This is a genomic window from Klebsiella sp. BIGb0138, assembly GCF_004342285.1.
GTDB lineage: Bacteria > Pseudomonadota > Gammaproteobacteria > Enterobacterales > Enterobacteriaceae > Klebsiella.
The window spans coordinates 233024-255588 of record NZ_SMCV01000003.1 but is presented as its reverse complement, the minus strand read 5'-3'; the positions used below and the strand labels follow the sequence as shown (position 1 = coordinate 255588).

Annotated in this window: 19 protein-coding genes and 1 other annotated feature; of the genes, 7 read left to right on the top strand and 12 right to left on the bottom strand. The window is 57.0% G+C overall.

Annotation, left to right across the window (positions count from 1 at the left end; genetic code table 11):
* Window positions 1-31: 31 nt before the first annotated feature.
* Together EDF73_RS09300 and ybaK are read left to right on the top strand one after the other, a co-directional pair.
* Window positions 32-826, top strand: coding sequence for a TraB/GumN family protein (locus EDF73_RS09300; protein WP_132728515.1), 795 nt, complete (start codon window positions 32-34; stop codon window positions 824-826).
* Between the two features lie 201 nt (window positions 827-1027).
* On the top strand, window positions 1028-1507 hold the full coding sequence (ybaK, locus tag EDF73_RS09290) for a Cys-tRNA(Pro)/Cys-tRNA(Cys) deacylase YbaK (protein ID WP_132728512.1): 480 nt from the start codon (window positions 1028-1030) through the stop codon (window positions 1505-1507).
* Between the two features lie 104 nt (window positions 1508-1611).
* On the opposite strand, the gene ushA is transcribed toward ybaK, so the two are convergent.
* A complete protein-coding gene (gene ushA, locus EDF73_RS09285; protein WP_132728510.1) occupies window positions 1612-3264 on the bottom strand; it encodes a bifunctional UDP-sugar hydrolase/5'-nucleotidase UshA in 1653 nt (550 codons plus the stop codon).
* 271 nt (window positions 3265-3535) lie between these two features.
* On the opposite strand from ushA, the gene EDF73_RS09280 reads away from it, so the two are divergent.
* Both EDF73_RS09280 and ybaL read left to right on the top strand, forming a co-directional pair.
* On the top strand, window positions 3536-4756 hold the full coding sequence (locus tag EDF73_RS09280) for an MFS transporter (protein WP_132728508.1): 1221 nt from the start codon (window positions 3536-3538) through the stop codon (window positions 4754-4756).
* A 232-nt stretch (window positions 4757-4988) separates the two neighbouring features.
* Complete coding sequence (gene ybaL, locus EDF73_RS09275; protein ID WP_132728506.1) at window positions 4989-6665, top strand: YbaL family putative K(+) efflux transporter; 1677 nt, start codon at window positions 4989-4991, stop codon at window positions 6663-6665.
* A 106-nt stretch (window positions 6666-6771) separates the two neighbouring features.
* Here ybaL and EDF73_RS09270 read toward each other — a convergent pair whose 3' ends face one another.
* The 9 genes from EDF73_RS09270 to EDF73_RS09230 form a co-directional block, all read right to left on the bottom strand.
* A complete protein-coding gene (locus EDF73_RS09270) occupies window positions 6772-8076 on the bottom strand; it encodes an inosine/guanosine kinase (protein ID WP_132728504.1) in 1305 nt (434 codons plus the stop codon).
* Window positions 8077-8139: 63 nt separating this feature from the next.
* Window positions 8140-9102: a ferrochelatase gene (gene hemH, locus EDF73_RS09265; protein WP_132728503.1), complete on the bottom strand. Its 963-nt coding sequence runs from the start codon at window positions 9100-9102 to the stop codon at window positions 8140-8142.
* Between the two features lie 127 nt (window positions 9103-9229).
* The gene (gene adk, locus EDF73_RS09260; protein ID WP_132728501.1) at window positions 9230-9874 is read right to left on the bottom strand and encodes an adenylate kinase; all 645 of its coding nucleotides are present in this window, start codon (window positions 9872-9874) and stop codon (window positions 9230-9232) included.
* 212 nt (window positions 9875-10086) lie between these two features.
* Window positions 10087-11961: a molecular chaperone HtpG gene (gene htpG, locus EDF73_RS09255; RefSeq protein WP_132728499.1), complete on the bottom strand. Its 1875-nt coding sequence runs from the start codon at window positions 11959-11961 to the stop codon at window positions 10087-10089.
* Between the two features lie 205 nt (window positions 11962-12166).
* The gene (recR, locus tag EDF73_RS09250; RefSeq protein WP_004858810.1) at window positions 12167-12772 is read right to left on the bottom strand and encodes a recombination mediator RecR; all 606 of its coding nucleotides are present in this window, start codon (window positions 12770-12772) and stop codon (window positions 12167-12169) included.
* Window positions 12772-13104 carry a YbaB/EbfC family nucleoid-associated protein gene (locus tag EDF73_RS09245; protein ID WP_004858807.1) on the bottom strand — a complete coding sequence of 111 codons (333 nt, stop codon included), beginning with the start codon at window positions 13102-13104 and terminating at the stop codon, window positions 12772-12774. Before EDF73_RS09245 ends, recR begins: the two co-directional genes overlap by 1 nt.
* Before the next feature lie 57 nt (window positions 13105-13161).
* Complete coding sequence (dnaX, locus tag EDF73_RS09240) at window positions 13162-15072, bottom strand: DNA polymerase III subunit gamma/tau (RefSeq protein ID WP_132728498.1); 1911 nt, start codon at window positions 15070-15072, stop codon at window positions 13162-13164.
* Window positions 13765-13829: a sequence feature (DnaX frameshifting element), on the bottom strand. It overlaps the preceding gene by 65 nt.
* 92 nt (window positions 15073-15164) lie before the next feature.
* Window positions 15165-15716, bottom strand: a complete 552-nt coding sequence (gene apt, locus EDF73_RS09235) for an adenine phosphoribosyltransferase (protein ID WP_132728496.1) — start codon at window positions 15714-15716, stop codon at window positions 15165-15167.
* A gap of 150 nt (window positions 15717-15866) precedes the next feature.
* Window positions 15867-16244: a DUF454 family protein gene (locus tag EDF73_RS09230; protein ID WP_132728494.1), complete on the bottom strand. Its 378-nt coding sequence runs from the start codon at window positions 16242-16244 to the stop codon at window positions 15867-15869.
* Between the two features lie 69 nt (window positions 16245-16313).
* Between EDF73_RS09230 and priC the strand changes: the two genes are divergently transcribed.
* Both priC and rsmS read left to right on the top strand, forming a co-directional pair.
* Entirely contained in the window at window positions 16314-16841 is a 528-nt protein-coding gene (gene priC / locus EDF73_RS09225; RefSeq protein ID WP_132728492.1) for a primosomal replication protein N'', read from the top strand.
* A gap of 14 nt (window positions 16842-16855) precedes the next feature.
* Window positions 16856-17032, top strand: a complete 177-nt coding sequence (rsmS, locus tag EDF73_RS09220) for a pleiotropic regulatory protein RsmS (protein ID WP_132728490.1) — start codon at window positions 16856-16858, stop codon at window positions 17030-17032.
* Window positions 17033-17078: 46 nt separating this feature from the next.
* On the opposite strand, the gene mscK is transcribed toward rsmS, so the two are convergent.
* Entirely contained in the window at window positions 17079-20426 is a 3348-nt protein-coding gene (mscK, locus tag EDF73_RS09215) for a mechanosensitive channel MscK (protein ID WP_132728488.1), read from the bottom strand.
* A gap of 134 nt (window positions 20427-20560) precedes the next feature.
* Window positions 20561-21211, bottom strand: coding sequence for a multidrug efflux transporter transcriptional repressor AcrR (acrR, locus tag EDF73_RS09210; protein WP_132728487.1), 651 nt, complete (start codon window positions 21209-21211; stop codon window positions 20561-20563).
* Window positions 21212-21353: 142 nt separating this feature from the next.
* Here acrR and acrA point away from each other — a divergent pair, with 142 nt between their 5' ends.
* The gene (gene acrA, locus EDF73_RS09205) at window positions 21354-22547 is read left to right on the top strand and encodes a multidrug efflux RND transporter periplasmic adaptor subunit AcrA (RefSeq protein WP_132728485.1); all 1194 of its coding nucleotides are present in this window, start codon (window positions 21354-21356) and stop codon (window positions 22545-22547) included.
* Window positions 22548-22565 lie beyond the last annotated feature (18 nt).

Sequence of the window (22565 nt, the reverse complement as noted above, 5' to 3'; positions counted from 1 at the left end):
TAGCATGAGGGCTTCACACTACGGAGCGCGTATGGGCCTGTTAAACCGGATAAAAATGCTGTGGCGAGCCGCCGTCGGCTCGTCTTATTCCTGGCCCGCACTGGATATTACCCTTCCCGGAGAGCGCTATTTGCATCTGGTTGGCAGTATTCATATGGGCACCCGCGACATGTCGCCCCCACCCGCCAGACTGCTAAAAAAGATTCGTCAGGCCGATGCCCTCATCGTTGAGGCGGACATTACCGGCAACGAAACGCCCTTCAGTAACCTCCCCGTTTACCCGCCTCTGGCTGAACGCTTAAACGCGGAACAGCTCGGCGAACTGGAAGCGCGAGCCGCCGAACTGGGGCTGTCGACGGCGCTGTTTGACAGCCAGCCGCTGTGGCAGGTAGCCATGGTGCTGCAGGCGACCCAGGCCCAGAAGCTGGGACTGCGCCCGGACTATGGCATCGATTACCAGCTGCTGATGGCGGCGCGCGAGCACCGCGTACGGGTGATGGAGCTGGAAGGTACCGACAGCCAGATAGCGCTGCTGCGCGATCTCCCGGATGGCGGGCTGGCGCTGCTGGAAGATACGCTGACCCACTGGCGCACCAACGCCCGTCTTCTACAGGTGATGATCGGCTGGTGGCTGGAGCAGCCGCCGGCCAAAGGCGCGACCGCGCTACCCACCACCTTTAGCCAGTCGCTGTACGATGTCCTCATGCACCAGCGCAATCTGGCCTGGCGCGAGACGCTGCTGGCGCTGCCGCCGGGGCGCTACGTCGTCGCCGTCGGCGCGTTACATCTATACGGTGAAGGGAACCTGCCCGATATGCTGACGTAAAAAAATGGCCAATATTTCTATTGGCCCGTCAAAGAGGAATTTCATCATTATTATTATCCCGAGATTTGCACCTCGGATCGTTCGATTGTCGCTCAAAGTGACCATCACTGCCAATACTATTGCGCAAGATGGTACTATTTTTTACACATTCATCAGGCGTATGCTGACTGCACGTGAGATCGGTTAGTAAGAAGGATAGCTATGACTCCCGCCGTTAAGTTACTCGAAAAAAACAACATCCCTTTTAAGGTCCACAGCTACGATCACGACCCCAGCGAAACCAACTTCGGCGACGAAGTGGTGCGTAAACTGGGACTGAATGCGGATCAGGTTTATAAGACGCTGCTGGTGGCGATAAACGGGGATATGAAGCATCTGGCCGTGGCGGTGACGCCGGTTGCCGGCCAGCTGGATTTGAAAAAAGTGGCCAAAGCCCTGGGGGCGAAGAAGGTGGATATGGCTGACCCGCTGGTCGCCCAGCGCACCACCGGCTATCTGGTCGGCGGGATTAGCCCGCTTGGGCAGAAAAAGCGCCTGCCGACGCTGATCGATGCGCCGGCGCAGGCGTTTACCGCCATCTATATTTCCGGCGGCAAACGCGGGCTGGATATTGAGCTGGCGGCCAGCGATTTAGCGCGGATCCTCGAGGCGAAATTCGCCGATATCGCCCGCCGCGATTAAGCGGCTGCGTCCCCGGATAGCGGCCTGTTGCGCCTTATCCGGGAGCCGGTTCGCCCGATCGATAGCCCGCTATGAGCAGCGCGACGCGAATCGCGCGACTCCGGTTACTGCCAGCTGACCTCGCCTTGCGGCTCAAAGGCAGCCGCGTCCAGCGGCGAGTTCTTCTGGATATACTCCTTCAGCACTTCGGCATCGATAAAACCGGTATTCACATACCCCGGTTTATTGTCGATATGCGGATAGCCATCGCCGCCGCTCCCGTTGAAGCTCAACGTTGCCATACGGTAGGTCTTCGTCGGATCGACCGGCTCGCCTTTAATTTTCAACGCATTCAGCTTGCCGTCTTTCGCCACGAAGCTGACATTGGCGAATTGCGGATAGGCGCCGGAGTCCGGCTTCATCTGCGCTACCGCGGTCAGGTACTCCGTCACTTCCTGGCCATTCATATCGACATACACCAGCACGTTACCGAACGGCTGCACCTTCATCACATCCTTATAGGTAATATCCCCGGCTTCGATGGAGTCACGAATACCGCCGCCGCTCATCACGGCAAAATCGGCATTGCTGCGCGCCATTTGCGCCGCCAGCAGCAGGCGCCCCATATTGGTCTGCACGAAACGAACCTTGCTGCGATCGCCCTCAAGATGGCCGTTCACGCTGCCGATTTTAACCTGCAGCTGCGCTTTGCCCTTATTCTGGAACGGCGTCAGCAGCGAAAGCATCTGCGGGTTCTCCGGGATTTGCGGCGTATAGAGCACGCGTTCGCTCTGGCCGTTATCGTAGGTGACCTTCTTCTTCAGGTTGACCGGAATCAGCTGATAATGCACCAGCTTCATCTCGCCGTTGCGGAACTCAAAATCCGCGCGCCCAACGTACTTGCCCCACTCATGGGCCTGGACAATCCAGATCCCATTCTGTTTGTCCGGCGCGCAGGGCGTACCCGGCACGTAATCGACCTGCTTTTTATTCTCCGATGCCATACAGACCGGATCCTGCGAATGACCGCCGACAATCATCGCCAGCGAGCCGGCCGGCAGGCTGCGCGCCATTTCCACATCTCCCGGCGCGTTAGAACCGTGATTGCCGTTGTCGTAATGGCCCATGTGGGTGGTCGCCAGAATCACGTCCGGTTTTTCATTCTGCTGCAGCTCCTGGATAACCAGTTTGGCTTCATCCGCCGGTTTGCGGAATTCAATATCGGTAAAATACTCCGGGTTACCGATCTTCGCCGTGTCATCGGTCGTCAGGCCAATCACCGCAATGTTTAACCCCCCGCGTTTAAACAACGCCCAGGGTTTAAACAGGCGCTCGCCGGTGCTCTTCTGGTAGATATTGGCGGAGAGGAACGGAAACTTAGCCAGCTTTTCCTGCTGGCGTAATACGCTCAACGGATTATCAAATTCGTGGTTGCCGACCGCCATCGCATCATAACCAATCAGATTCATGCCGCGAAAATCCGGTTCGGCGTCCTGTAAATCAGATTCCGGCACCCCGGTATTAATATCGCCGCCGGACAGCAATAGCACGCTGCCGCCCTCGGCTGCGACCTCTTTACGAATACCGTCCACCAGCGTTTTTTGCGCCGCCAGGCCATATTCACCGTAGTCATTACGCCAGAAATGGCCGTGGTGATCGTTGGTATGCAGGATGGTGATCTTATAGGTTTTGTCCTGCTCATAGGCCTGCGCGGATAAGCTGCCCAGCGACAATGCGGCGAATAACGCCAGCGCGACGCCGCGTTTTAAATAGTGCATCTTTCTCTCCCTGACTTAATAACAAGTGCCGAAAGTATAGCGAGTTACGCCATGAGACAAATAGGTTTTCAGAATTGAGACTTCCTTCAAACCTGAGGGACGGGTATGTTAGTCAGATAATAATTCCACCTGCATCCTCTATATCACTTTGTATACCTGAACCATTCAAGTTGCCGGCAGGTGGCAAGTGAGCCAATTCCGATAAGCGATTCGGGTGAACAAACGTAACCAATGCACCTGCAACCTGAAGTATGATGGTATAAGTGAACCTATGACAATGAATCAGACCATTCAACCCGTATCCGGCCCCGCGTCTGCGCCGCCAAAAGCACGCACCTCGTTTGGTATTCTGGGCGCCATCAGCCTTTCCCATTTGCTAAACGACATGATCCAGTCGCTGATTCTGGCGATTTACCCGCTGCTGCAGTCGGAGTTTTCTCTGACTTTTGTGCAAATCGGGATGATCACCCTCACCTTCCAGCTGGCCTCGTCGCTGCTCCAGCCGGTTGTCGGCTACTGGACCGACAAACACCCGATGCCGTGGTCGCTGCCGATCGGAATGTGCTTCACCCTCAGCGGCCTGGTGCTGCTGGCGCTGGCCGGAAGTTTTGCCATGGTGCTGCTCGCCGCCGCGCTGGTTGGTACCGGTTCTTCGGTCTTCCATCCGGAATCGTCGCGCGTGGCGCGTATGGCCTCCGGCGGGCGCCACGGTCTGGCCCAGTCGCTGTTCCAGGTCGGCGGCAATTTTGGTAGTTCGCTCGGCCCGCTGCTGGCGGCGGTCATTATCGCCCCTTATGGTAAAGGCAACGTGGCGTGGTTCGTGCTGGCCGCGCTGCTGGCCATCGTCGTGCTGTCGCAAATCAGCCGCTGGTATGCCGCCCAGCATCGGATTAATAAAGGTAAACCGCAGACGGTCATCGCCAACCCGCTGCCGAAAAACAAGGTGATTCTGGCGGTAAGCATTCTGCTGATGCTGATTTTCTCGAAATACTTCTATATGGCGAGCATTAGCAGCTATTACACCTTTTATCTGATGCATAAATTCGGATTATCGGTGCAGAATGCGCAGGTCCACCTGTTTATCTTCCTGTTCGCCGTGGCCGCAGGTACGGTGATTGGCGGGCCTATCGGCGATAAGATCGGACGTAAATATGTGATTTGGGGCTCAATCCTCGGCGTAGCTCCCTTTACCCTCGTTTTGCCGTACGCCACCCTTGAATGGACGGGGATTTTGACCATGATTATTGGTTTTATCCTCGCGTCGGCGTTTTCAGCCATTTTGGTCTACGCCCAGGAGCTGTTACCCGGCCGTATCGGCATGGTTTCCGGTCTGTTTTTCGGCTTTGCATTTGGTATGGGCGGCCTTGGAGCCGCCGTACTGGGGCTGCTGGCTGACCATACCAGTATCGAGTTGGTCTACAAAATCTGCGCTTTCCTCCCACTTCTCGGCATATTGACGATATTCCTCCCTGACAACCGTCAAAAATCATGATTATCCGGCGGCTAAAGTGAAACTTTGGTCGCCGGAATCCCTTACCCTATAGGCGCTCCCCCGCATTACCTGCTGCTGTTTTCCGATCTGTGCTTTTTTGCGGGCTAATTCCACTTTTCTGCAGAATTCAACAATTATTCATAAACAAAACCGTTAAAACTGTCATAAACTATTACTCGGTTTTTGGTTTAATACCGAAAATGGATTGGCTCACCACACGCAAGGAGACGGAATGCACCACGCAACACCGCTTATCACCACCATTGTCGGTGGGCTCGTACTCGCTTTTATTTTTGGCATGATTGCCAATAAGCTCCGTATTTCTCCTCTGGTGGGATATTTATTAGCGGGCGTGCTATCCGGTCCTTTTACCCCTGGTTTTGTTGCCGATACCAAGCTGGCGCCTGAACTGGCCGAACTCGGCGTCATTTTGCTGATGTTTGGCGTCGGGCTGCACTTCTCGTTAAAGGATTTGATGGCGGTAAAGTCCATCGCCATTCCCGGCGCGATTGCCCAGATAGCCGTGGCAACGCTGCTAGGTATGGCGCTTTCTGCGGTGTTGGGCTGGTCGCTGATGACCGGTATCGTTTTTGGCCTGTGTCTGTCAACCGCCAGTACCGTGGTGCTGCTGCGCGCGTTAGAGGAACGGCAACTCATTGATAGTCAACGAGGGCAAATCGCCATCGGCTGGCTGATCGTCGAAGATTTAGTGATGGTGCTGACCCTGGTTCTGCTGCCGGCCGTCGCCGGGATGGCGGAAAAAGGCGATGTCGGCCTGGCCTCGCTGGCCGTCGATATGGGCATCACTATCGGCAAAGTCATTGCCTTTATCGCCATTATGATGCTGGTAGGCCGCCGCCTGGTGCCGTGGATTATGTCCCGCAGCGCCGCCACCGGCTCCCGCGAACTGTTTACCCTTTCGGTACTGGCGCTGGCCCTTGGCATCGCCTTCGGCGCGGTTGAGCTGTTCGACGTCTCCTTTGCCCTCGGCGCCTTTTTCGCCGGTATGGTGCTGAATGAATCCGAGCTCAGCCACCGCGCCGCGCACGATACCCTGCCGCTGCGCGATGCGTTCGCCGTGCTGTTCTTCGTCTCCGTCGGCATGCTGTTCGACCCGATGGTCCTGCTGGAACAACCGCTGGCGGTACTGGCCACGCTGGCCATCATTATCTTCGGTAAGTCCGTGGTCGCCTTTTTCCTCGTGCGAATGTTCGGCCACTCGCCGCGTACCGCCTTGACCATCGCCGCCAGTCTGGCGCAAATCGGTGAGTTCGCCTTTATTCTTGCCGGGCTCGGTATGGCGCTGAATCTGCTGCCGCAGGCCGGGCAAAACCTGGTGCTTGCCGGGGCGATCATCTCGATTATGCTCAACCCGGTGCTGTTCGCGCTGCTGGAAAAATACCTCGATAAAACCGAGACTCTCGACGAGCAAACCTTCGAAGAGGTGCTTGAGGAAGAGAAACAGATCCCGGTTGATATTTGCAACCACGCGCTGCTGGTCGGGTTTGGCCGCGTCGGCAGCCTGCTGGGTGAGAAGCTGATGGCGCAGGGGATCCCGCTGGTGGTCATCGAAACCTCACGCACCCGCGTGGACGAGCTGCGCGCGCGCGGTATTCGGGCGGTGCTGGGCAATGCCGCCAATGAAGAGATCATGAATCTGGCGCATCTGGACTGCGCCCGCTGGCTGCTGCTGACCATTCCTAACGGCTACGAGGCGGGAGAAATCGTCGCCTCAGCGCGCGAGAAATGCCCGAATATCGAGATTATCGCCCGGGCGCATTATGATGATGAAGTGGATTACATTACCGAACGCGGCGCAAACCAGGTGGTGATGGGCGAGCGAGAAATCGCCCGCGCGATGTTGCTGCTGCTGGAAACGCCGCCGGCGGGTGAAGTGGTCACCGGCTAAGCACGGCCCCCGAGGTTGCCATATGGCCTCCCCTGATATGGGGAGGTTACCATTCAGCCTCTTCGTCCACCCACTCCCCCTTCATGACGCCAAAGGGGCGATGAGCTTAACGCTCCCAGTAGGCCTCTTCCAGGCTATCTTCCCGCTCCGGCAGACCGCGGGTTAAACGCGGCGAATGCTGATTCAGCACCTGATAGCTCACGCGGTTAGCGTATTTGCACACCTGCGCCAGCGACGAGTAGGTCAGCCACTTACACTTGTGTTTGCTGGAGTTCGGCACGTTATTACGGTGATAGTTATTGGCGGTAATATCATGCAGCAGCGCCGCCAGCGCGCCATCGCCCGCTCCGTTGGTATTCATGATTTTTTCAGGCCCGCCCATGTACGGCGCGATATGCGAGTAAATCCGTAGCGGGTTAACGCAATCCTGGTGGCGCATCGCCCGGCTGAACTCATACTGGTTGAATTCGGCGATCGCCCCCGGCAGCAGCGGGTGCTGCGTTTTACGTTTGGCTTCATCTTCAGTGAAACTGGCCATATACAGGCCGGCAGGCCCGGCGGTACACAGCACGAGGTCAACCCACTCCAGCGCCTTATCGGACGCCAGCAGCGGATCGGAAAGCCCGGTCAACGCTTCCGCCTCTTCTTCGTTCATTGCCAGGATAGAGACATGTTCCTTCAGGAACTGCTGCCACCACGCCGGGTTGTCGGCAATCACATATTTGGTTCCGAGGGTCAGCACCACCGGTACGTCATGCTTTTTGGCATATTCGATGGCTTTCATCGTCGCATCCGGCATCGGCTCGCCCGGTTTACAGCGCACCAGATAAGAGGTCAGCACCAGCGCAGACGCGCCGGCAATCACCGCTTCCGGGATGCTTTCCGGGCGCAGCTTATTCATATGCCCCGGGCTGATGGCGAACGTCCGCTCGCCGGAGTCGCTAATCAGCGTGAAGCAGCGGCCAATCGCCCCATCCACCCCTTGCAGGTAGTTCAGATCGGTACGACTGGAGGTGTTGCACAGATAGCGATAGGCGTAGCCGCCGATTTCGATGTTGCTGCACATGACGCCAAGCAGAACCGAGCGGTCATCTGCCAGCACCGAATAGTTGTGCATGGTGTTACCGATGGTGCCGCCGGCAAACTGATGGGTGATCAGGTTATTCCGTACCAGTTCCTGATAGAGCGCCTCGGCGACATCATCTTCAATCACCAGCGAATGGCCGGCGCTTAAGCCGTAACGCACGATAAACGCCTCGTCTACTTTCGCCTCAATATCGACCAGCGTTTGATCGATACCGACCACCCACGCGATATTAGAGTCGGTTTCCGGCTGCGTTTGCTGCAGCAGCGGATCGCGGGCGTTAACGGGAAAGTAGTGTTTGGATTTGCGTTTACCGGGAAATTTCATAGTGGCGATTTAATGGCAGTGAACAAGCGGGGAATAATAGCATACTCCCCGTGCCGCACGCGATTAGCGATAAGACGCCGTCAGGTTCACCATCATTTCAATATGCGCGTCGTCGGCATTGAGCGCCGGGATATATTCGTATTTCTTCCCGCCGGCGTCGAGGAACACTTCCCGGTTCTGCACGGCAATCTCCTCCAGCGTCTCCAGGCAGTCGGCGGCAAAGCCCGGACAGATAACCTGAATATGCTTCACGCCCTTCTCACCCAACATTTTCAACGTCTCGTCGGTGTAAGGCGTCAGCCACGGCTCGCGGCCAAAGCGCGACTGGAAGGTCATCATCGCGCGATCCGGTGGCAGGCCCAGCGCCGAAACCAGCTCCCGGGTGGTATCGCGGCAGCGCTGCGGGTAATCATCCCCTTCATGGGCAAAACGCTGAGGGATACCGTGGTAGGAGAGCAGCAGCACATCCGGTTCGCCGTGAACGGCAAATGAGGTACGGACGCTGGCGGCCAGGGCAGCGATATAGCTGGCATCGTCGGCGTAATCGCGAATAAACGAGATCCCGGGAATCGCCCGTTTTTTAGCCAGAATTCGCGCCAGTTCATCCCATACCGCCGCCACGGTGGAGCAGGAGTACTGCGGGTACAGCGGCAGCACCACTATATGGCCAACGCCCTGCGCCAGCAGTTCATCCACCGCGCTTTCCAGCGCCGGTGAGCCATAGCTCATCCCTAAAGCCACGGGCGTATCGGGTAAACGCGCGGCCAGCGCCTGCTGCTGCCGGCGGCTGTAAACCATCAGCGGCGAGCCCTCTTCCATCCACACGGACTGGTAAAGTTTAGCGACCCGCGGCGCGCGCAGCGGCAGAATCACCCCGCGCAGCAGCGGCCACCACAACAGACGCGGCGTATCGACCACCCGTTTGTCACTGAGGAATTGTCGCAGATAGCGCTTCACCGCATCGGGCGTGGGCGCATCGGGAGTGCCTAAATTGGCTAACAAGATACCTGTTTTCGTCTGATGCATTACCGCCTCTTAACCATTTGAATCGCTGACAATTGTAGCTGAAATGGCGCTAAACGGAACCAATCATAGAAAAAGGTAGAATGAGAGGTATTCTCATCCCGCAGCGGCGGGATGAGAACCAACGGGATTAACCGAGGATTTTTTCCAGTTCAACACGGACTTCAGCAACGGCTTTTGTACCGTCAACTTTGGCGTATTTGGTGTTGCCCGCCTGCGCCTCCTGCTGATAGTAACCGATCAGCGGCGCCGTCATCTGATGGTATTCCACCAGACGCTTACGTACGGTCTCTTCCTGGTCATCTTTACGCGTGGTCAGCTCTTCGCCGGTCACGTCATCTTTGCCTTCAACTTTCGGCGGATTGAATTTGATGTGGTAAACACGGCCGGAAGCCGCATGGACGCGACGACCGATGATACGGTCAACAATCAGGTCATCCGGTACGTCAAATTCGAGGACATAGTCCACGGCGATGCCCGCTTCTTTCATCGCGTCAGCCTGCGGAATGGTGCGCGGGAAACCGTCCAGCAGGAAACCGTTACGGCAATCTTCCTGAGTGATGCGCTCTTTAACCAGCGCAATAACCAGCTCGTCGGTCACCAGCTTGCCGGCGTCCATGATATCTTTCGCCTGTTTGCCCAGCTCGGAGCCGGATTTCACCGCGGCGCGCAGCATGTCACCAGTAGAGATTTGCGGAATTCCGTATTTCTCCATGATGAACTGAGCCTGAGTTCCTTTACCCGCGCCCGGAGCGCCAAGCAGAATAATACGCATTACGAAAATCCCCTCAAAAGTCGATTCAATTTTTCAAAAACGCTAAACCATACCACCAGAACGCAGATGGCTCAAGGAAGGCGGAACGGCTGAAACGGTTAATGGAGGGTTTATTTTGCTTGAAAGGCGGATTTTACGCCATCAGAGGAAGCGCCCTCACCCGCTCCGCTCTCAGAGCGAGAGGGGCGAGTGAGGGCCTGCGGCTGAGGAGATTACGACGCCAGCAGCTGGTTCATACGACGGATAAACTGGTTCGGGTCTTCCAGCGTACCGCGTTCGGCCAGCAGGGCCTGATCGAGCAGCAGTTCAACCCATTCGCCGAAGTGGGTATCATCCTGAGTATCCGCCGCGCGTTTCACCAGCGGGTGAGCCGGATTCAGTTCAAAGATGTACTTCACTTCCGGTGCAGACTGGCCCGCAGCGGCAAACAATTTCGCCATCTGGGTGCTCATTTCATCCGCATCGGTGGTGACGATAGCCGGGGTATCGGTCAGACGATGAGTCAAACGAACCTCTTTCACCCGTTCGCCCAGCAGCGTTTTCACCCGGTCAACGAACGGCTCCAGCGCCTTTTCGGCCTCTTTGGTGCTTTCATCGACGTCATCCGCCAGCTTATCCAGCGACTCGTCGGCTTTCGCCACCGACTGGAACACCTTGCCGTCGAACTCGGTCAGGTAGCTCATCATCCACTCGTCGATACGGTCAGAAAGCAGCAGAACTTCGATGCCTTTCTTACGCAGCAGTTCGAGGTGCGGGCTGCTCTTCGCCGCGGCGTAGCTGTCCGCGGTGATGTAGTAAATCTTCTCCTGCCCTTCTTTCATGCGGGAGACATACTCTTCCAGCGACACGGTCTGCGCGGCGGAATCGGTATGGGTAGAGGCGAAACGCAGCAGCTTAGCAATAGTCTGCTGATTCGCGCTGTCCTCCGCCGGGCCTTCTTTCAGCACCAGGCCAAACTGCTGCCAGAAGGTCTGATATTTTTCCGCGTCGTCTTTCGCCAGTTTTTCCAGCATCTGCAGCGCGCGTTTGCTCAGCGCGGTGCGCAGGTTGCGGGTGACGCTGCTGTCCTGCAGGATCTCGCGCGATACGTTCAGCGGCAGATCGTTGGAATCCACGAGGCCGCGGACGAAGCGCAGGTAGTTCGGCATGAACTGCTCGGCCTCATCCATGATGAAGACGCGCTGCACGTACAGCTTCAGACCGTGCTTATGATCGCGGTTCCACATATCCCACGGCGCCTGGGACGGGATGTACAGCAGACTGGTGTACTCCTGCTTCCCTTCCACGCGGTTGTGGCTCCAGGTCAGCGGGTCGCTGTAGTCATGGGCAATGTGTTTATAGAACTCGTTGTATTCGTCGTCTTTGATTTCCGACTTATTACGCGTCCACAGCGCCTGGGCTTTGTTGATTTTCTCCCAGGAGATCACGGTTTCGCCGTCAACTTCTTCGCGTTTTTCGATCTCAACCGGCAGCGCGATATGGTCGGAGTACTTACTGATGATCGAGCGTACGCGCCAGTCGTTGAGGAAATCGTCCTCGCCTTCGCGCAGATGCAGGGTTATTTCCGTCCCGCGATCGGCTTTGGTGATATCGGCGACGGTATAGTCGCCTTCGCCAGCCGATTCCCAGAACACGCCGTTTTCCGCGCTATCACCCGCCGCGCGGGTGCGCACGGTGACTTTATCCGCCACGATAAACGCCGAGTAAAAGCCGACGCCAAACTGACCGATCAGCTGGCTGTCTTTCGCCTGGTCGGAGCCCATCGATTCGAGGAAGGACTTCGTCCCGGACTTAGCGATCGTCCCGAGATGGTCAATCACCTCTTCGCGGTTCATCCCGATACCGTTATCGGCGATGGTCAGAGTACGGTTGTCTTTATCAAAAGAAACACGTACGCGCAGCTCACCGTCGCCTTCGTACAGATCCGGCTGGGACAGCGCGCGGAAACGCAGCTTGTCGGCCGCATCGGAGGCGTTAGAAATAAGCTCGCGCAGGAAGATTTCTTTATTGGAATAGAGAGAATGGATCATCAGGTGCAGAAGCTGTTTTACTTCTGACTGAAAACCACGAGTTTCTTGTCCTTTCATCTAGCTCAACCTCAACAATGCCATTTTTAATGGTAAACAAAACAGTTGAACAGGAAGTGGGGACAGAGAGGGATATTTTCAAGCGAGAACCGAGAAAATTGCGCCAGGCGCGAAATCATTCAGGCGACATGCCCGGTCGCTGGCATCAGTAGGTGACCGGGTTCGGCAGGGCAGCCTGCCGCCTGAATGATGAGAGTTTCGTGGGTTAAAAACGGATCTTATGCCGCCCGGCGAGAGAGTGCGACAGCGTGGTGCCGTCAACCATCTCCAGCTCGCCGCCTACCGGCACGCCGTGGGCGATACGGCTGGCTTCCACGCCGTACTGCGCGCAGAGTTCGGCAATGTAGTTCGCGGTCGCTTCCCCTTCCACCGTCGGGTTGGTGGCGAGGATCACTTCCTGCATCGATTCGTCGCGCAGCCGCTGCTCCAGACGGTCAAGCCCGATGTCATCCGGCCCAATCCCGTCAAGCGGCGACAGGTGGCCCATCAGGACAAAGTAGCGGCCGGAAAACTGCCCGGTCTGCTCAATGGCGTAGATGTCCGCAGGACTCTCCACCACGCAGATCTGGCCGTTTTCACGGCGACGCGGGTTGCTGCAAATATTGCACACCTCCTGCTCGGTGAAGGTGCGGCAATCGGCGCAGTGGCCGATTTCCGACATCGCGCGCGTCAATGACTGCGCCAGACGCATCCCGCCGCTACGATCGCGCTGAAGTAGCGTAAACGCCATGCGCTGCGCTGACTTCGGGCCCACGCCCGGCAGACAGCGCAATGCTTCCATAAGCTGAGTTAACAGCGGGCTGGTTTGCATCAGAATGGCATCTTAAAGCCAGGCGGCAGCTGCATACCGGAGGAGACGGAGGCCATTTTCTCCTTCTGGGTCTCTTCAATGCGGCGTGCCGCATCGTTGAATGCCGCAGCCACGAGGTCTTCCAGCATGTCTTTGTCGTCTTCCAGCAGGCTGGGATCGATCTCCACGCGACGGCAGTTGTGCGCGCCGTTGATGGTCACTTTCACCAGACCGGCGCCGGATTCCCCGGTCACTTCCAGCTGAGCGATCTCTTCCTGCATCTTCTGCATTTTGTCTTGCATCTGCTGGGCCTGCTTCATCAGGTTACCCAGGCCGCCTTTTCCACCAAACATAGGCTTCTCTCTCAGTAAGTCATCGTTAAGGATGCTGACCGCAAGTCAAACTTGCAATCAAATGGGGCGAATACTCTCTTCATCCAGGTCCGCATCAAAGAAGCGACGCAGCGTCTGAATGTTGTTATCCGCAATAATCGCTTCGCGCGCTTGCGCAAGCTTCTCTTCGTAAATTGCCTGCCGCCACTCCAGCGGCGTGCGCATCGCAGGATTATCATCTTCCACGATGGTCAGTTCAACCGCTGCGCCATACAAAACGCCCAGCGCTTCGGCCAGCTTTTGCTGCGCGCCGGCGGAATTCAGATGCCGCTGGCTCGGACGCAGATGCAGGCAGATCCGCTGACCGTCCTGCTCTTTCCATGCATTGAGCGCGACCTGCTCCACCAGCTTCGGCACCATCAGCTGGTTGACCTCTGCCGCCCAGCTGTCGCGTTCGACCGCTTCAAGCGCCAGTTTTGCCGCCAGCTCCGGCGTTTTTTCGTGCTCCAGCGCTTTCTTCAGCGCTTTCGGCGTCGCGACCTCTTCTTTCACCGCTTCGACAACGGTCGTCGCTTTCCAGCGATAGGCCTCTTTTTTAGCCGGCGCCTTTTCCTGCGCCGCGGCGGCAGGCCGAGCCTGCACGCGCTCGGTAATCGAACTCAGACGCTCCAGCGCAGCGTTATTCACCGGCCGCGCGCGGGATGCGGCTGCCGGTTCACTCTTTTTTGGGGTGGGCGCCCCCTGGCTACGCTGCAGCTGGCTTCGCGCCGCCAGTACCTGACTGGTGGTCTGCGGCAAATTCTGCGGCGGCTGCTGGGCCGCCGGAGCCTGGACCAGTGCGGCCTGCGCAGGGGCGCTGGCTACCGCCGGCAGCGGCTGCACCTCGGGCTCCGGCAGCGGCATGCGCGGATGGAAGGCCAGCGCTCGCAGCAGCGTCATTTCCACGCCCATGCGCCTGTCCGGCGCATACGGCAGCTCTTTGCGGCCCATTAACAGGGTCTGATAATACAATTGTACATCGGCGGGCGGCACGGTGCGCGCGAGTTCACGCATTCGCTGCTCCACCGCGGCCATATCGGCCCCCAGCGCTGACGGTGACAGCTGAACCATCGCAATTCGGTGCAGCAGGCTCTGCATTTCAACCAGCAGCGCCTCCCACTCAACGCCCCGCGAAGCCGCCTCGTTCACCCCGGCCATCACCCGCTCTCCGTCGGCAGCCACCAGCGCCTCAATCAGCGCAAGAGCCTGATCGTCGTCGAGGGTGCCGAGCATGGTACTGACCGACTCCGTCGTCAGACGGCCGTCGCCGCTGGCAATCGCCTGATCGGTCAGGCTTAACGCATCGCGCAGGCTGCCGTCCGCCGCACGCGACAGCAGCTGCAGCGCGCGGGATTCAAAATCAATCCGCTCTTCGCCAAGAATATGTTCAAGCTGATGACGGATCTGTTCGACATCCAGCGCCTTCAGATGGAACTGGAGACAGCGCGAGAGGATCGTTACCGGCAGCTTCTGCGGATCGGTGGTCGCCAGCAGGAATTTGACGTGCGCGGGCGGCTCCTCCAGCGTCTTTAACAACGCGTTGAAGCTGTGGCGCGACAGCATGTGGACTTCATCGATCAGATAGACCTTAAAGCGACCACGGGCCGGCGCGTACTGGACGTTATCCAGCAGGTCGCGGGTGTCCTCGACTTTGGTGCGGGAAGCGGCATCGATCTCAATCAGATCGACAAAGCGCCCCTGTTCTATTTCACGGCAGTTATCGCAAACGCCGCACGGCGTGGCGGTAATACCGGTTTCACAGTTCAACCCTTTCGCTAACAATCGCGCGATGGAGGTTTTCCCCACGCCGCGGGTGCCGGAAAAGAGATAAGCGTGATGAATGCGCCCTAACGATAAGCCGTTCGCCAGTGCGGTCAGCACATGTTCCTGGCCGACGACGTCAGCAAAGGTTTGTGGGCGCCATTTACGGGCTAAGACCTGATAACTCATGGGCTGGCTCTGAAACGCTGGAAGGTGAAATCACGAGGAGGTAATGCTATCACAGCCCCGCCGGATCGGCGAGGCTATGTATCGGGAAATGCTTAGTGGCCCGGGAACGGCACCAGGCTGTAGCAGTGAATCCCCTGTTTCTCCAGGCGCTGTTCGCCGCCCAGATCGAAGAGATTGATAATGAAAGCGGCATCATGGACTTCGCCACCGAGGCGGCGAATCAGCTTGACGGTGGCGTCAATGGTGCCGCCGGTCGCCAGCAGATCGTCAACAACGAGGACTTTATCGCCTTCCTTGATCGCATCGACGTGGATTTCCAGCCGATCGGTGCCGTATTCGAGCTCGTAGCTCTCGGCAATCGTTTCGCGCGGCAGCTTACCCGGTTTACGTACCGGCACAAAGCCCACGCCCAGCGCCAGCGCCACCGGGGCGCCAAACAGGAAACCGCGCGCTTCGGTACCCACCACTTTGGTGATGCCGGCGTCTTTATAGCGCTCGGCCAGCAGTTCAATGCTCAGTGCATAGGCCTTCGGGTCTTCCAGCAAGCTGGTGACATCGCGGAAAAGAATACCCGGTTTTGGATAATCCTGAATGCTTTGGATACTGTTCTTTAGATATTCAAGCTGCTGTGCTGTTGCGGTCATAAGTTTATGCCTGATAAAAACGGTGTTACTCACGGGCAGGCCAGACGGGTCAAAGAAACCGTTGTTTAACCTTTGACCAGGCGTACCCGCGCTCGAAAACGCTCGAATTTACTGTCTGTAAGCCACAATTGCAACACTCATTATGGCGCATCAGTGCTTTTGTTGCTTTGCGTCAACCACCGGAATACGCCACATAAATATCAGCAGGCAGGCCAGAATGACCAGCAACATGATGCGAACCCACGTAAGCTTAACCAGCCACAGTGAAATGGCGAAGGTCAGCAGAATCATCACTATTGCCCGCGGTTTGGCGCCGGGCGGCATCGCACGATATTGCTGCCAGTGGCGAAGATAGCCGCCGAACCACGAACGATACAGCAGCCAGTGGTGAAAACGCGGCGACGAACGGGCGAAACACCAGGCCGCCAGAAGAATAAACGGGGTGGTCGGCAATAAAGGCAAAAAGACGCCCAGCGTCCCCAGCACTACCGCCAGCCAGCCAATGATGATTAAAATAATACGTGGCATAATGCGAATCGTTATCAGGCAGAGAGGGCTACTGTAGCACAGTTGCTTATCTGGGTAGGGAGGAGTTATTTGAAAACAACCCGGCTTTTACACACGCTGGAAAATCAGCTGGCCCAGCTGGCGGCGCAGGTTGCCCCGCTGGCACATCATGCAACGCTCAGCGCCCGTTTCGACCGCCAGCTGTTCCGTACCCGCAGTACGCTGATGCGGGCCTATCTCGAGGAAGCCCAACAGCATTTTGCTGAGCTGCAACAGGCCGTCGCCCGACAGCAGCTGCCGCAGGTGGCCTGGCTGGCGGAGCGGCTGGTCGCGCAAATCGCCGCCCTCAGCCGGGAAACGGCCACCTGGCCGCTGCGCAGCTGGGATAGCGCGTCACCCGGCCTGAACCGCTGGCAGCGGCGGCGGCTACAGCATCAGGAATACGAGCGCCGCCTGCTGGCGATGAGAAACGATCGCCAACGTCAGTTGACCCAGGCGACAACGCTTGCTGAACAGCAGCGGCTGGCGAAAGAGGTCGACGCCTACGCCGGACGTTTAGCGCGCTGTCGCGATGCGCTGGAAAAAATTGAAGGCGTGCTGGCACGCTTAACGCGCTAACCGAAGGAGGGAATATGTCGCTGGAAAATGCCCCGGACGAAGTCAAACTGGCCGTCGATTTAATTATGCTGCTCGAAGAGAACCAGGTGTCGGCGCAAACCGTGCTGGGCGCGCTGGAGATCATCAAACGCGACTATGAAAACAAACTCAATAGCACGGAGCCATCGTCAACAGGGAACGATAGTCGCTAGCCTGTGGGCATTAACGGGGCGGCACAGCGGCCGCCCCTGAGGAAAGTTAACCTACCGCCGGGGACGGGTCATCCCCTTTCACCTCACGCTTCAGTTCCGTCACTTCATCCCCTTTTTCATTACGCAGATGAACTTCCAGCTGGTTGAAGGCGATGTTGATATTGTTGTCACGGCAGAGGCGATCGATCGCGCGGTTCAGTTCATCAACCGTGTAGCTGCGGTCGCGGAGTTCACGCACGTACAGACGCAGCTCATGATCCAGCGTGCTCGGCCCGAAGGTGGTGAAGAACACCGATGGCCCAGGCTCCTGCATGACTTTCGGATGCTCATGCGCCGCCTGCAGCAGGACTTCTTTGACCTTGTCCAGATCGGAGCCGTAGGCCACGCCAAGACGAATCACCACCCGGGTCACGGTGTCGGACAGCGACCAGTTGATCAGCCGCTCGGTGACAAACGCTTTGTTGGGAATGATCACCTCTTTACGGTCAAAGTCGGTAATGGTCGTCGCGCGGATGCGAATCTTACTGACGGTGCCGGAGAAGGTACCGATCGTGACCGTATCGCCAATGCGTACCGGGCGTTCGAAAAGGATAATCAGGCCGGAAACAAAGTTACCGAAAATCTCCTGCAGGCCGAAACCGAGGCCGACCGACAGCGCGGCCGCCAGCCACTGCAGTTTGTCCCACGAAACGCCCAGCGCGCCAAATACCGTCATCGCCCCGATGGCGATGATCGCGTAGTTCAGAATCGAGGTTATCGCGTAGGAGGTGCCCTGGCGCATATTGAGCCTTGAGAGGATCAGCACCTCCAGCAGGCCCGGCAGGTTGCGGATCAGCGCCCAGGCGACCATCGAGGCGACGATCGCAAACAGCAGGCTGCCCATCGTCACGCTTCTCACCACGCTGACGCCCGCTTCGGTGCCGTTGTAGTGCCACAGCGTAATACTGTCGAGATAGGCGAATACGGTAATCAGATCCGACCAAATTGCCCAGAACAGCACGCCAAACAGCGCAACCATCACCAGCATGGTGATGCGCAGCGTTTGTTGGTTGACCTGTTCCAGCGCAATCGTCGGCTCTTCCAGCGGTTCAGCCCCTTCGGCCCCCTCTTTAACCATATTCTGCCGGCGGGCCAGCGCGCGACGCCAGGCAATACGCCGCGCAGCCACGCTCAGACCGCGTAACACGGTCTGGTACAGCAGGTTCCACAGCATCACCAGATAGACGGTTTCAATCCAGCGGCCGGCAAGACGCAGAGTGGTATAGAAGTAGCCAGTCGCCGTCAGCACCATTAGCGCCACCGGTACGATAGAAAGTACGGTGACGGTAAGCAGACGCAGGCTGTGCGACTCTTTATCGCGCCAGCTTTCGCGGCACATCGGCCACACCAACACCGCAATCAGCAGCAGGTTGAGGAAGATAACAAACTGCCCCAGCACGTCATCCATCAGATTCAACGGCGACAGTTCGGAGACCACCGACCAGAAATTCAGCGGCAGCAGCGCCAGGCTGACGCGGACAATTTGCCGACGCCAGTGGCTGGTCAGCTGCGGCGGCATATTAAAGTGGCTGACCGCCACGCCGTCTTTTTCCAGCACCTTCCAGCACAGGCCGAACACCAGCCAGAACAGAGCCAGCTTTTTACTGTAGGCCCACAGCAGCTCGCTGATATTTAGCTGCATGGTCAGCAGGATCAGCCCTACCGCCAGAATCAGCAGCACCACCGGTAAGGCCCTGATGAGATCGATCAGAATCGCTTTCGGCGTATGCAGCTGGGTGTCATTACGAAGCTGCCCAACCTGTGACGCCAGCCGGGCCTGGTAGCCACGTAACCATTGCAGACGCCAGCGGATCAGGCCGGCAATCAGCAATAACGGCAGACCGGCCAGGAAGGCAATAAACACCGCCGGCCACGCTTTCTCCCAGTTTACGGTGATTTTCATCGCCTTAAACTGTCCTTTCAGCGCTTCCGGGAAGGACTTAATCCACTCCCAGTCCATCGGTTTGTTACTGTTGACCCAAAAAATCTGCTGCGTGAGGATCGCTTTCAGGTTGCTCGACACGCTCATTAACTGCTGCTGGTTAATCTGCAGGTTAATCGCCATCATCAGCTGGTTGCCCAGCTGCTTGTTAAACTGATCGAGCAGTTCGCGGCGCATGTCCACAACGTCCAGCAGCGCGTCATGCACATCCGGCGTCACTTCGTCGCTATGCCCTTCTTCCAGCTTATCGACGAACGCATCGCTCTGGAACAGCGCATCGCGCTGCTGATTCACCTCAAATTGTTCAAGGCGCAGATCGGCAATGCGGTTGGTCATATCTTCCAGCTCGTCCGCCGACGGTAGCGTCTGCTGCTGCTGGTAGAGGATACGTGACAATAGCAGGCTGCCTCTGAGAACCGAGATTTGCTCTTTGATGTCCCGCTCAGATTGCAGCGCCCGGTCAAGCCAGTTTTTGACCTTAATGTTGCGCTGCACCAGCTGATTGCCGCTTTCCGTCGCCGAGATCAGCTTCTGACTCAGCTGATGGTTAATTTCCAGCTCCTGCTTCACCAGCGGATTTGCCTGGATACGCGCCGTTTCATCCGGCGTCACCGCTTCCTGAGCCGTTTTTTCGGTCAACGTCAGACGCTTGCTGTTAACGGCTTCCTGCAACAGCTGCAGCTGATGTTCGAGGCGATTGCTGTTGGCACTGACGTAATCACGTTGCTTTTGCAGCGTATCCTGCAGCACGGTATTGCCTTCAAGACTTTTGCGCTGCTGCTCAATTTGCGCATTCAGCAGCGCCTGCTGCGCCAGCAGCACCCCCTGCTGGCTCGGGCGCAGCGCTTCATCGCCCGCCACCGTGGTACCATTCAGGCGGTTGCGTATCTGCTGCAGCTGCTGGGAAGCCGAATACATCGCGTTTTGCACGCGCTCCGGCTGCGTTTGCAGGGAGACCAGCTGGCTGTTGTAGGTCGCCAGATCGGTCTGCGCGGTTTGCAGATCGTCCAGGGTCTGAGTGACGCGGGATTCAAGCTGACGTAAAGACAACGTGCTGAGCGTTTTGCGCGTGACCTCATCGTCAGGCACGTCGCTTAACGCATTCAGGCTGTCTACCGCCTGCCGCATTTTCGCCGGAGCCTGTTCAACCTGTTGACGTAGTTGGGTCGTTTCCGACTTTATCCGCTCAATTTTATCGAGCGCCTCGAGGGTCTGTACCAGGTCCTGCTGAACCAGCTTATCCTGCGGGGTCAGTTCTTTTTGCTTATTTAGCGTATTAAGCTGATTCTGGACATCAGAACGTTCGGGCATATCGGCGGCCAGGGCCTGATTAAGGCTAAGGCAGCTAACAAAAAACAGCAGTACAATGACAAGAGCGGAAGTGGCATATCGCCAACGGATAGTATGCAGCATAGTGTTAACATGAGTGGTTGCAAAAGCCGGAGAATACCGGGGGTCGTCGCAGCCCGCAGAATAGCATTTCTGCTACCGCGCGAATAGCTGCGGACGTCAGCAAAAACTCACCTTTTTTTATTCTGGCCGTTCAGTTATGTCTCAACGGCCGACGGGGCCCGGAGCGAGGGGCAGAACTGATACATTTCCAGAAGAATGGCAACGTAGTCGCGCGCCTCTTTGGCCAGATCGAATGAATCCGGCGCGAAGAGCCAGTTTTCCATCAGACCGGAAAGGTAGCTGCGCATTAAAATCGCGGCGCGGCGGGTCAATAAATCAGCCGGGAGCATATGGGCTGCAATGCATTCATGGAGCGTTTGTTCGATACGATCGTAGCTCTCGAGAGACAGGCTCTGCTGTGCTTTCTGGACCACCGCCATTTCGCCGACAAATTCGCATTTATGGAAGATGATTTCCATCATTAAGCGTCTGCGCTCTTCTGTCACCGTGGCTTCAAGAACATGAACTAATATCTCGCGAACAACTGAAAGTGGATCGTTGGGGAATTTTGCCCGATACTCAACTTCAAGATCGCTAATACTAGCTTCCGACAGCACCCATATTTCATTAAATAAATCTGATTTATTCTTGAAATGCCAGTAGATAGCCCCCCTCGTGACCCCCGCAGCTTTTGCAATTGCTGCCAACGAGGTAGATGATACGCCTTGCTGCGAAAACAAACGCAGAGCAACATCCAGAATGTGTTGCCGGGTTTCAAGTGCCTGTTGTTTGGTTTTTCGTGCCATAGGTCGATGACTTTACAGAGGTTGCGTTTACATACATTTATGAATGTATGTACCATAGCATGACCATAATAGAAACACAGTAGTGGGTTTGTGGTCGTTTGAGCCACTGAACAATTTGAAATTGGACACTCGAGGTTTACATATGAACAAAAACAGAGGGTTAACGCCTCTGGCGGTCGTTCTGATGCTCTCAGGCAGCTTAGCGCTAACAGGATGTGACGACAAACCGGCTCAGCAAGGAGCCCAGCAAATGCCGGAAGTCGGTATTGTGACGCTCAAATCCGCACCTCTGCAAATCACCACTGAGCTCCCGGGCCGTACCAGCGCCTTTCGGGTGGCGGAAGTCCGTCCTCAGGTGAGTGGCATTATTCTAAAACGTAACTTCACCGAAGGCAGCGATATTCAGGCCGGCGTGTCCCTTTATCAGATCGATCCGGCGACCTATCAGGCCAGCTACGAAAGCGCCAAAGGCGACCTGGCCAAAGCGCAGGCCGCGGCCAATATCGCCCAGCTGACGGTTAAACGTTATCAGAAACTGTTAGGCACCCAGTACATCAGTCGACAGGATTATGACACTGCCGTCGCCGACGCACAGCAGAGCAATGCTGCCGTTGTCGCCGCGAAAGCCGCCGTTGAAACCGCGCGCATCAACCTGGCCTATACCAAAGTGACCTCGCCTATCAGCGGGCGTATTGGTAAATCGGCGGTTACCGAAGGCGCGCTGGTGCAGAACGGTCAGACGACCGCGCTGGCAACCGTACAGCAGCTGGATCCTATCTATGTAGACGTGACCCAATCGAGCAACGATTTCCTGCGTCTGAAACAAGAGCTGACAAACGGTACGCTGAAACAAGAAAACGGCAAAGCGAAGGTCGAACTGGTGACCAACGACGGTCTTAAGTATCCGCAAAGCGGTACGCTGGAGTTTTCTGACGTCACCGTTGACCAGACCACCGGCTCTATCACGCTACGCGCCATCTTCCCGAACCCGGATCACACCCTGCTGCCAGGGATGTTCGTTCGCGCACGCCTGCAGGAAGGGACTAACCCGGATGCGCTGCTGGTTCCGCAGCAGGGTGTCACCCGTACGCCGCGCGGCGATGCCAGCGTCATGGTGGTGGGTGAAGGCGATAAGGTCGAAGTTCGTCAGGTCACCGCAACGCAGGCGATTGGCGATCAATGGCTGGTCACCAGCGGCGTGCAATCCGGCGACCGCGTCATCGTAGCCGGACTGCAAAAAGTAAAACCAGGCGTGCAGGTAAAAGCGCAGGAAGTAGCCTCTGACGATAAGCAGCAAACCGCAGGTAACGCTCAGTCAGAACAAACCAAGTCTTAACTTAAACAGGAGCCGTTA

What these genes read in the sequence shown, in the direction of transcription:
- adk (WP_132728501.1), bottom strand. Translation starts at nt 9,874, where the DNA reads ATGCGTATTATTCTGCTTGGCGCTCCGGGCGCGGGTAAAGGAACTCAG.
- EDF73_RS09300 (WP_132728515.1), top strand. Translation starts at nt 32, where the DNA reads ATGGGCCTGTTAAACCGGATAAAAATGCTGTGGCGAGCCGCCGTCGGC.
- hemH (WP_132728503.1), bottom strand. Translation starts at nt 9,102, where the DNA reads ATGCATCAGACGAAAACAGGTATCTTGTTAGCCAATTTAGGCACTCCC.
- EDF73_RS09230 (WP_132728494.1), bottom strand. Translation starts at nt 16,244, where the DNA reads ATGCCACGTATTATTTTAATCATCATTGGCTGGCTGGCGGTAGTGCTG.
- ybaK (WP_132728512.1), top strand. Translation starts at nt 1,028, where the DNA reads ATGACTCCCGCCGTTAAGTTACTCGAAAAAAACAACATCCCTTTTAAG.
- dnaX (WP_132728498.1), bottom strand. Translation starts at nt 15,072, where the DNA reads ATGAGTTATCAGGTCTTAGCCCGTAAATGGCGCCCACAAACCTTTGCT.
- acrR (WP_132728487.1), bottom strand. Translation starts at nt 21,211, where the DNA reads ATGGCACGAAAAACCAAACAACAGGCACTTGAAACCCGGCAACACATT.
- ushA (WP_132728510.1), bottom strand. Translation starts at nt 3,264, where the DNA reads ATGCACTATTTAAAACGCGGCGTCGCGCTGGCGTTATTCGCCGCATTG.
- apt (WP_132728496.1), bottom strand. Translation starts at nt 15,716, where the DNA reads ATGACCGCAACAGCACAGCAGCTTGAATATCTAAAGAACAGTATCCAA.
- mscK (WP_132728488.1), bottom strand. Translation starts at nt 20,426, where the DNA reads ATGCTGCATACTATCCGTTGGCGATATGCCACTTCCGCTCTTGTCATT.
- rsmS (WP_132728490.1), top strand. Translation starts at nt 16,856, where the DNA reads ATGTCGCTGGAAAATGCCCCGGACGAAGTCAAACTGGCCGTCGATTTA.
- ybaL (WP_132728506.1), top strand. Translation starts at nt 4,989, where the DNA reads ATGCACCACGCAACACCGCTTATCACCACCATTGTCGGTGGGCTCGTA.
- EDF73_RS09280 (WP_132728508.1), top strand. Translation starts at nt 3,536, where the DNA reads ATGACAATGAATCAGACCATTCAACCCGTATCCGGCCCCGCGTCTGCG.
- recR (WP_004858810.1), bottom strand. Translation starts at nt 12,772, where the DNA reads ATGCAAACCAGCCCGCTGTTAACTCAGCTTATGGAAGCATTGCGCTGT.
- EDF73_RS09245 (WP_004858807.1), bottom strand. Translation starts at nt 13,104, where the DNA reads ATGTTTGGTGGAAAAGGCGGCCTGGGTAACCTGATGAAGCAGGCCCAG.
- EDF73_RS09270 (WP_132728504.1), bottom strand. Translation starts at nt 8,076, where the DNA reads ATGAAATTTCCCGGTAAACGCAAATCCAAACACTACTTTCCCGTTAAC.
- acrA (WP_132728485.1), top strand. Translation starts at nt 21,354, where the DNA reads ATGAACAAAAACAGAGGGTTAACGCCTCTGGCGGTCGTTCTGATGCTC.
- htpG (WP_132728499.1), bottom strand. Translation starts at nt 11,961, where the DNA reads ATGAAAGGACAAGAAACTCGTGGTTTTCAGTCAGAAGTAAAACAGCTT.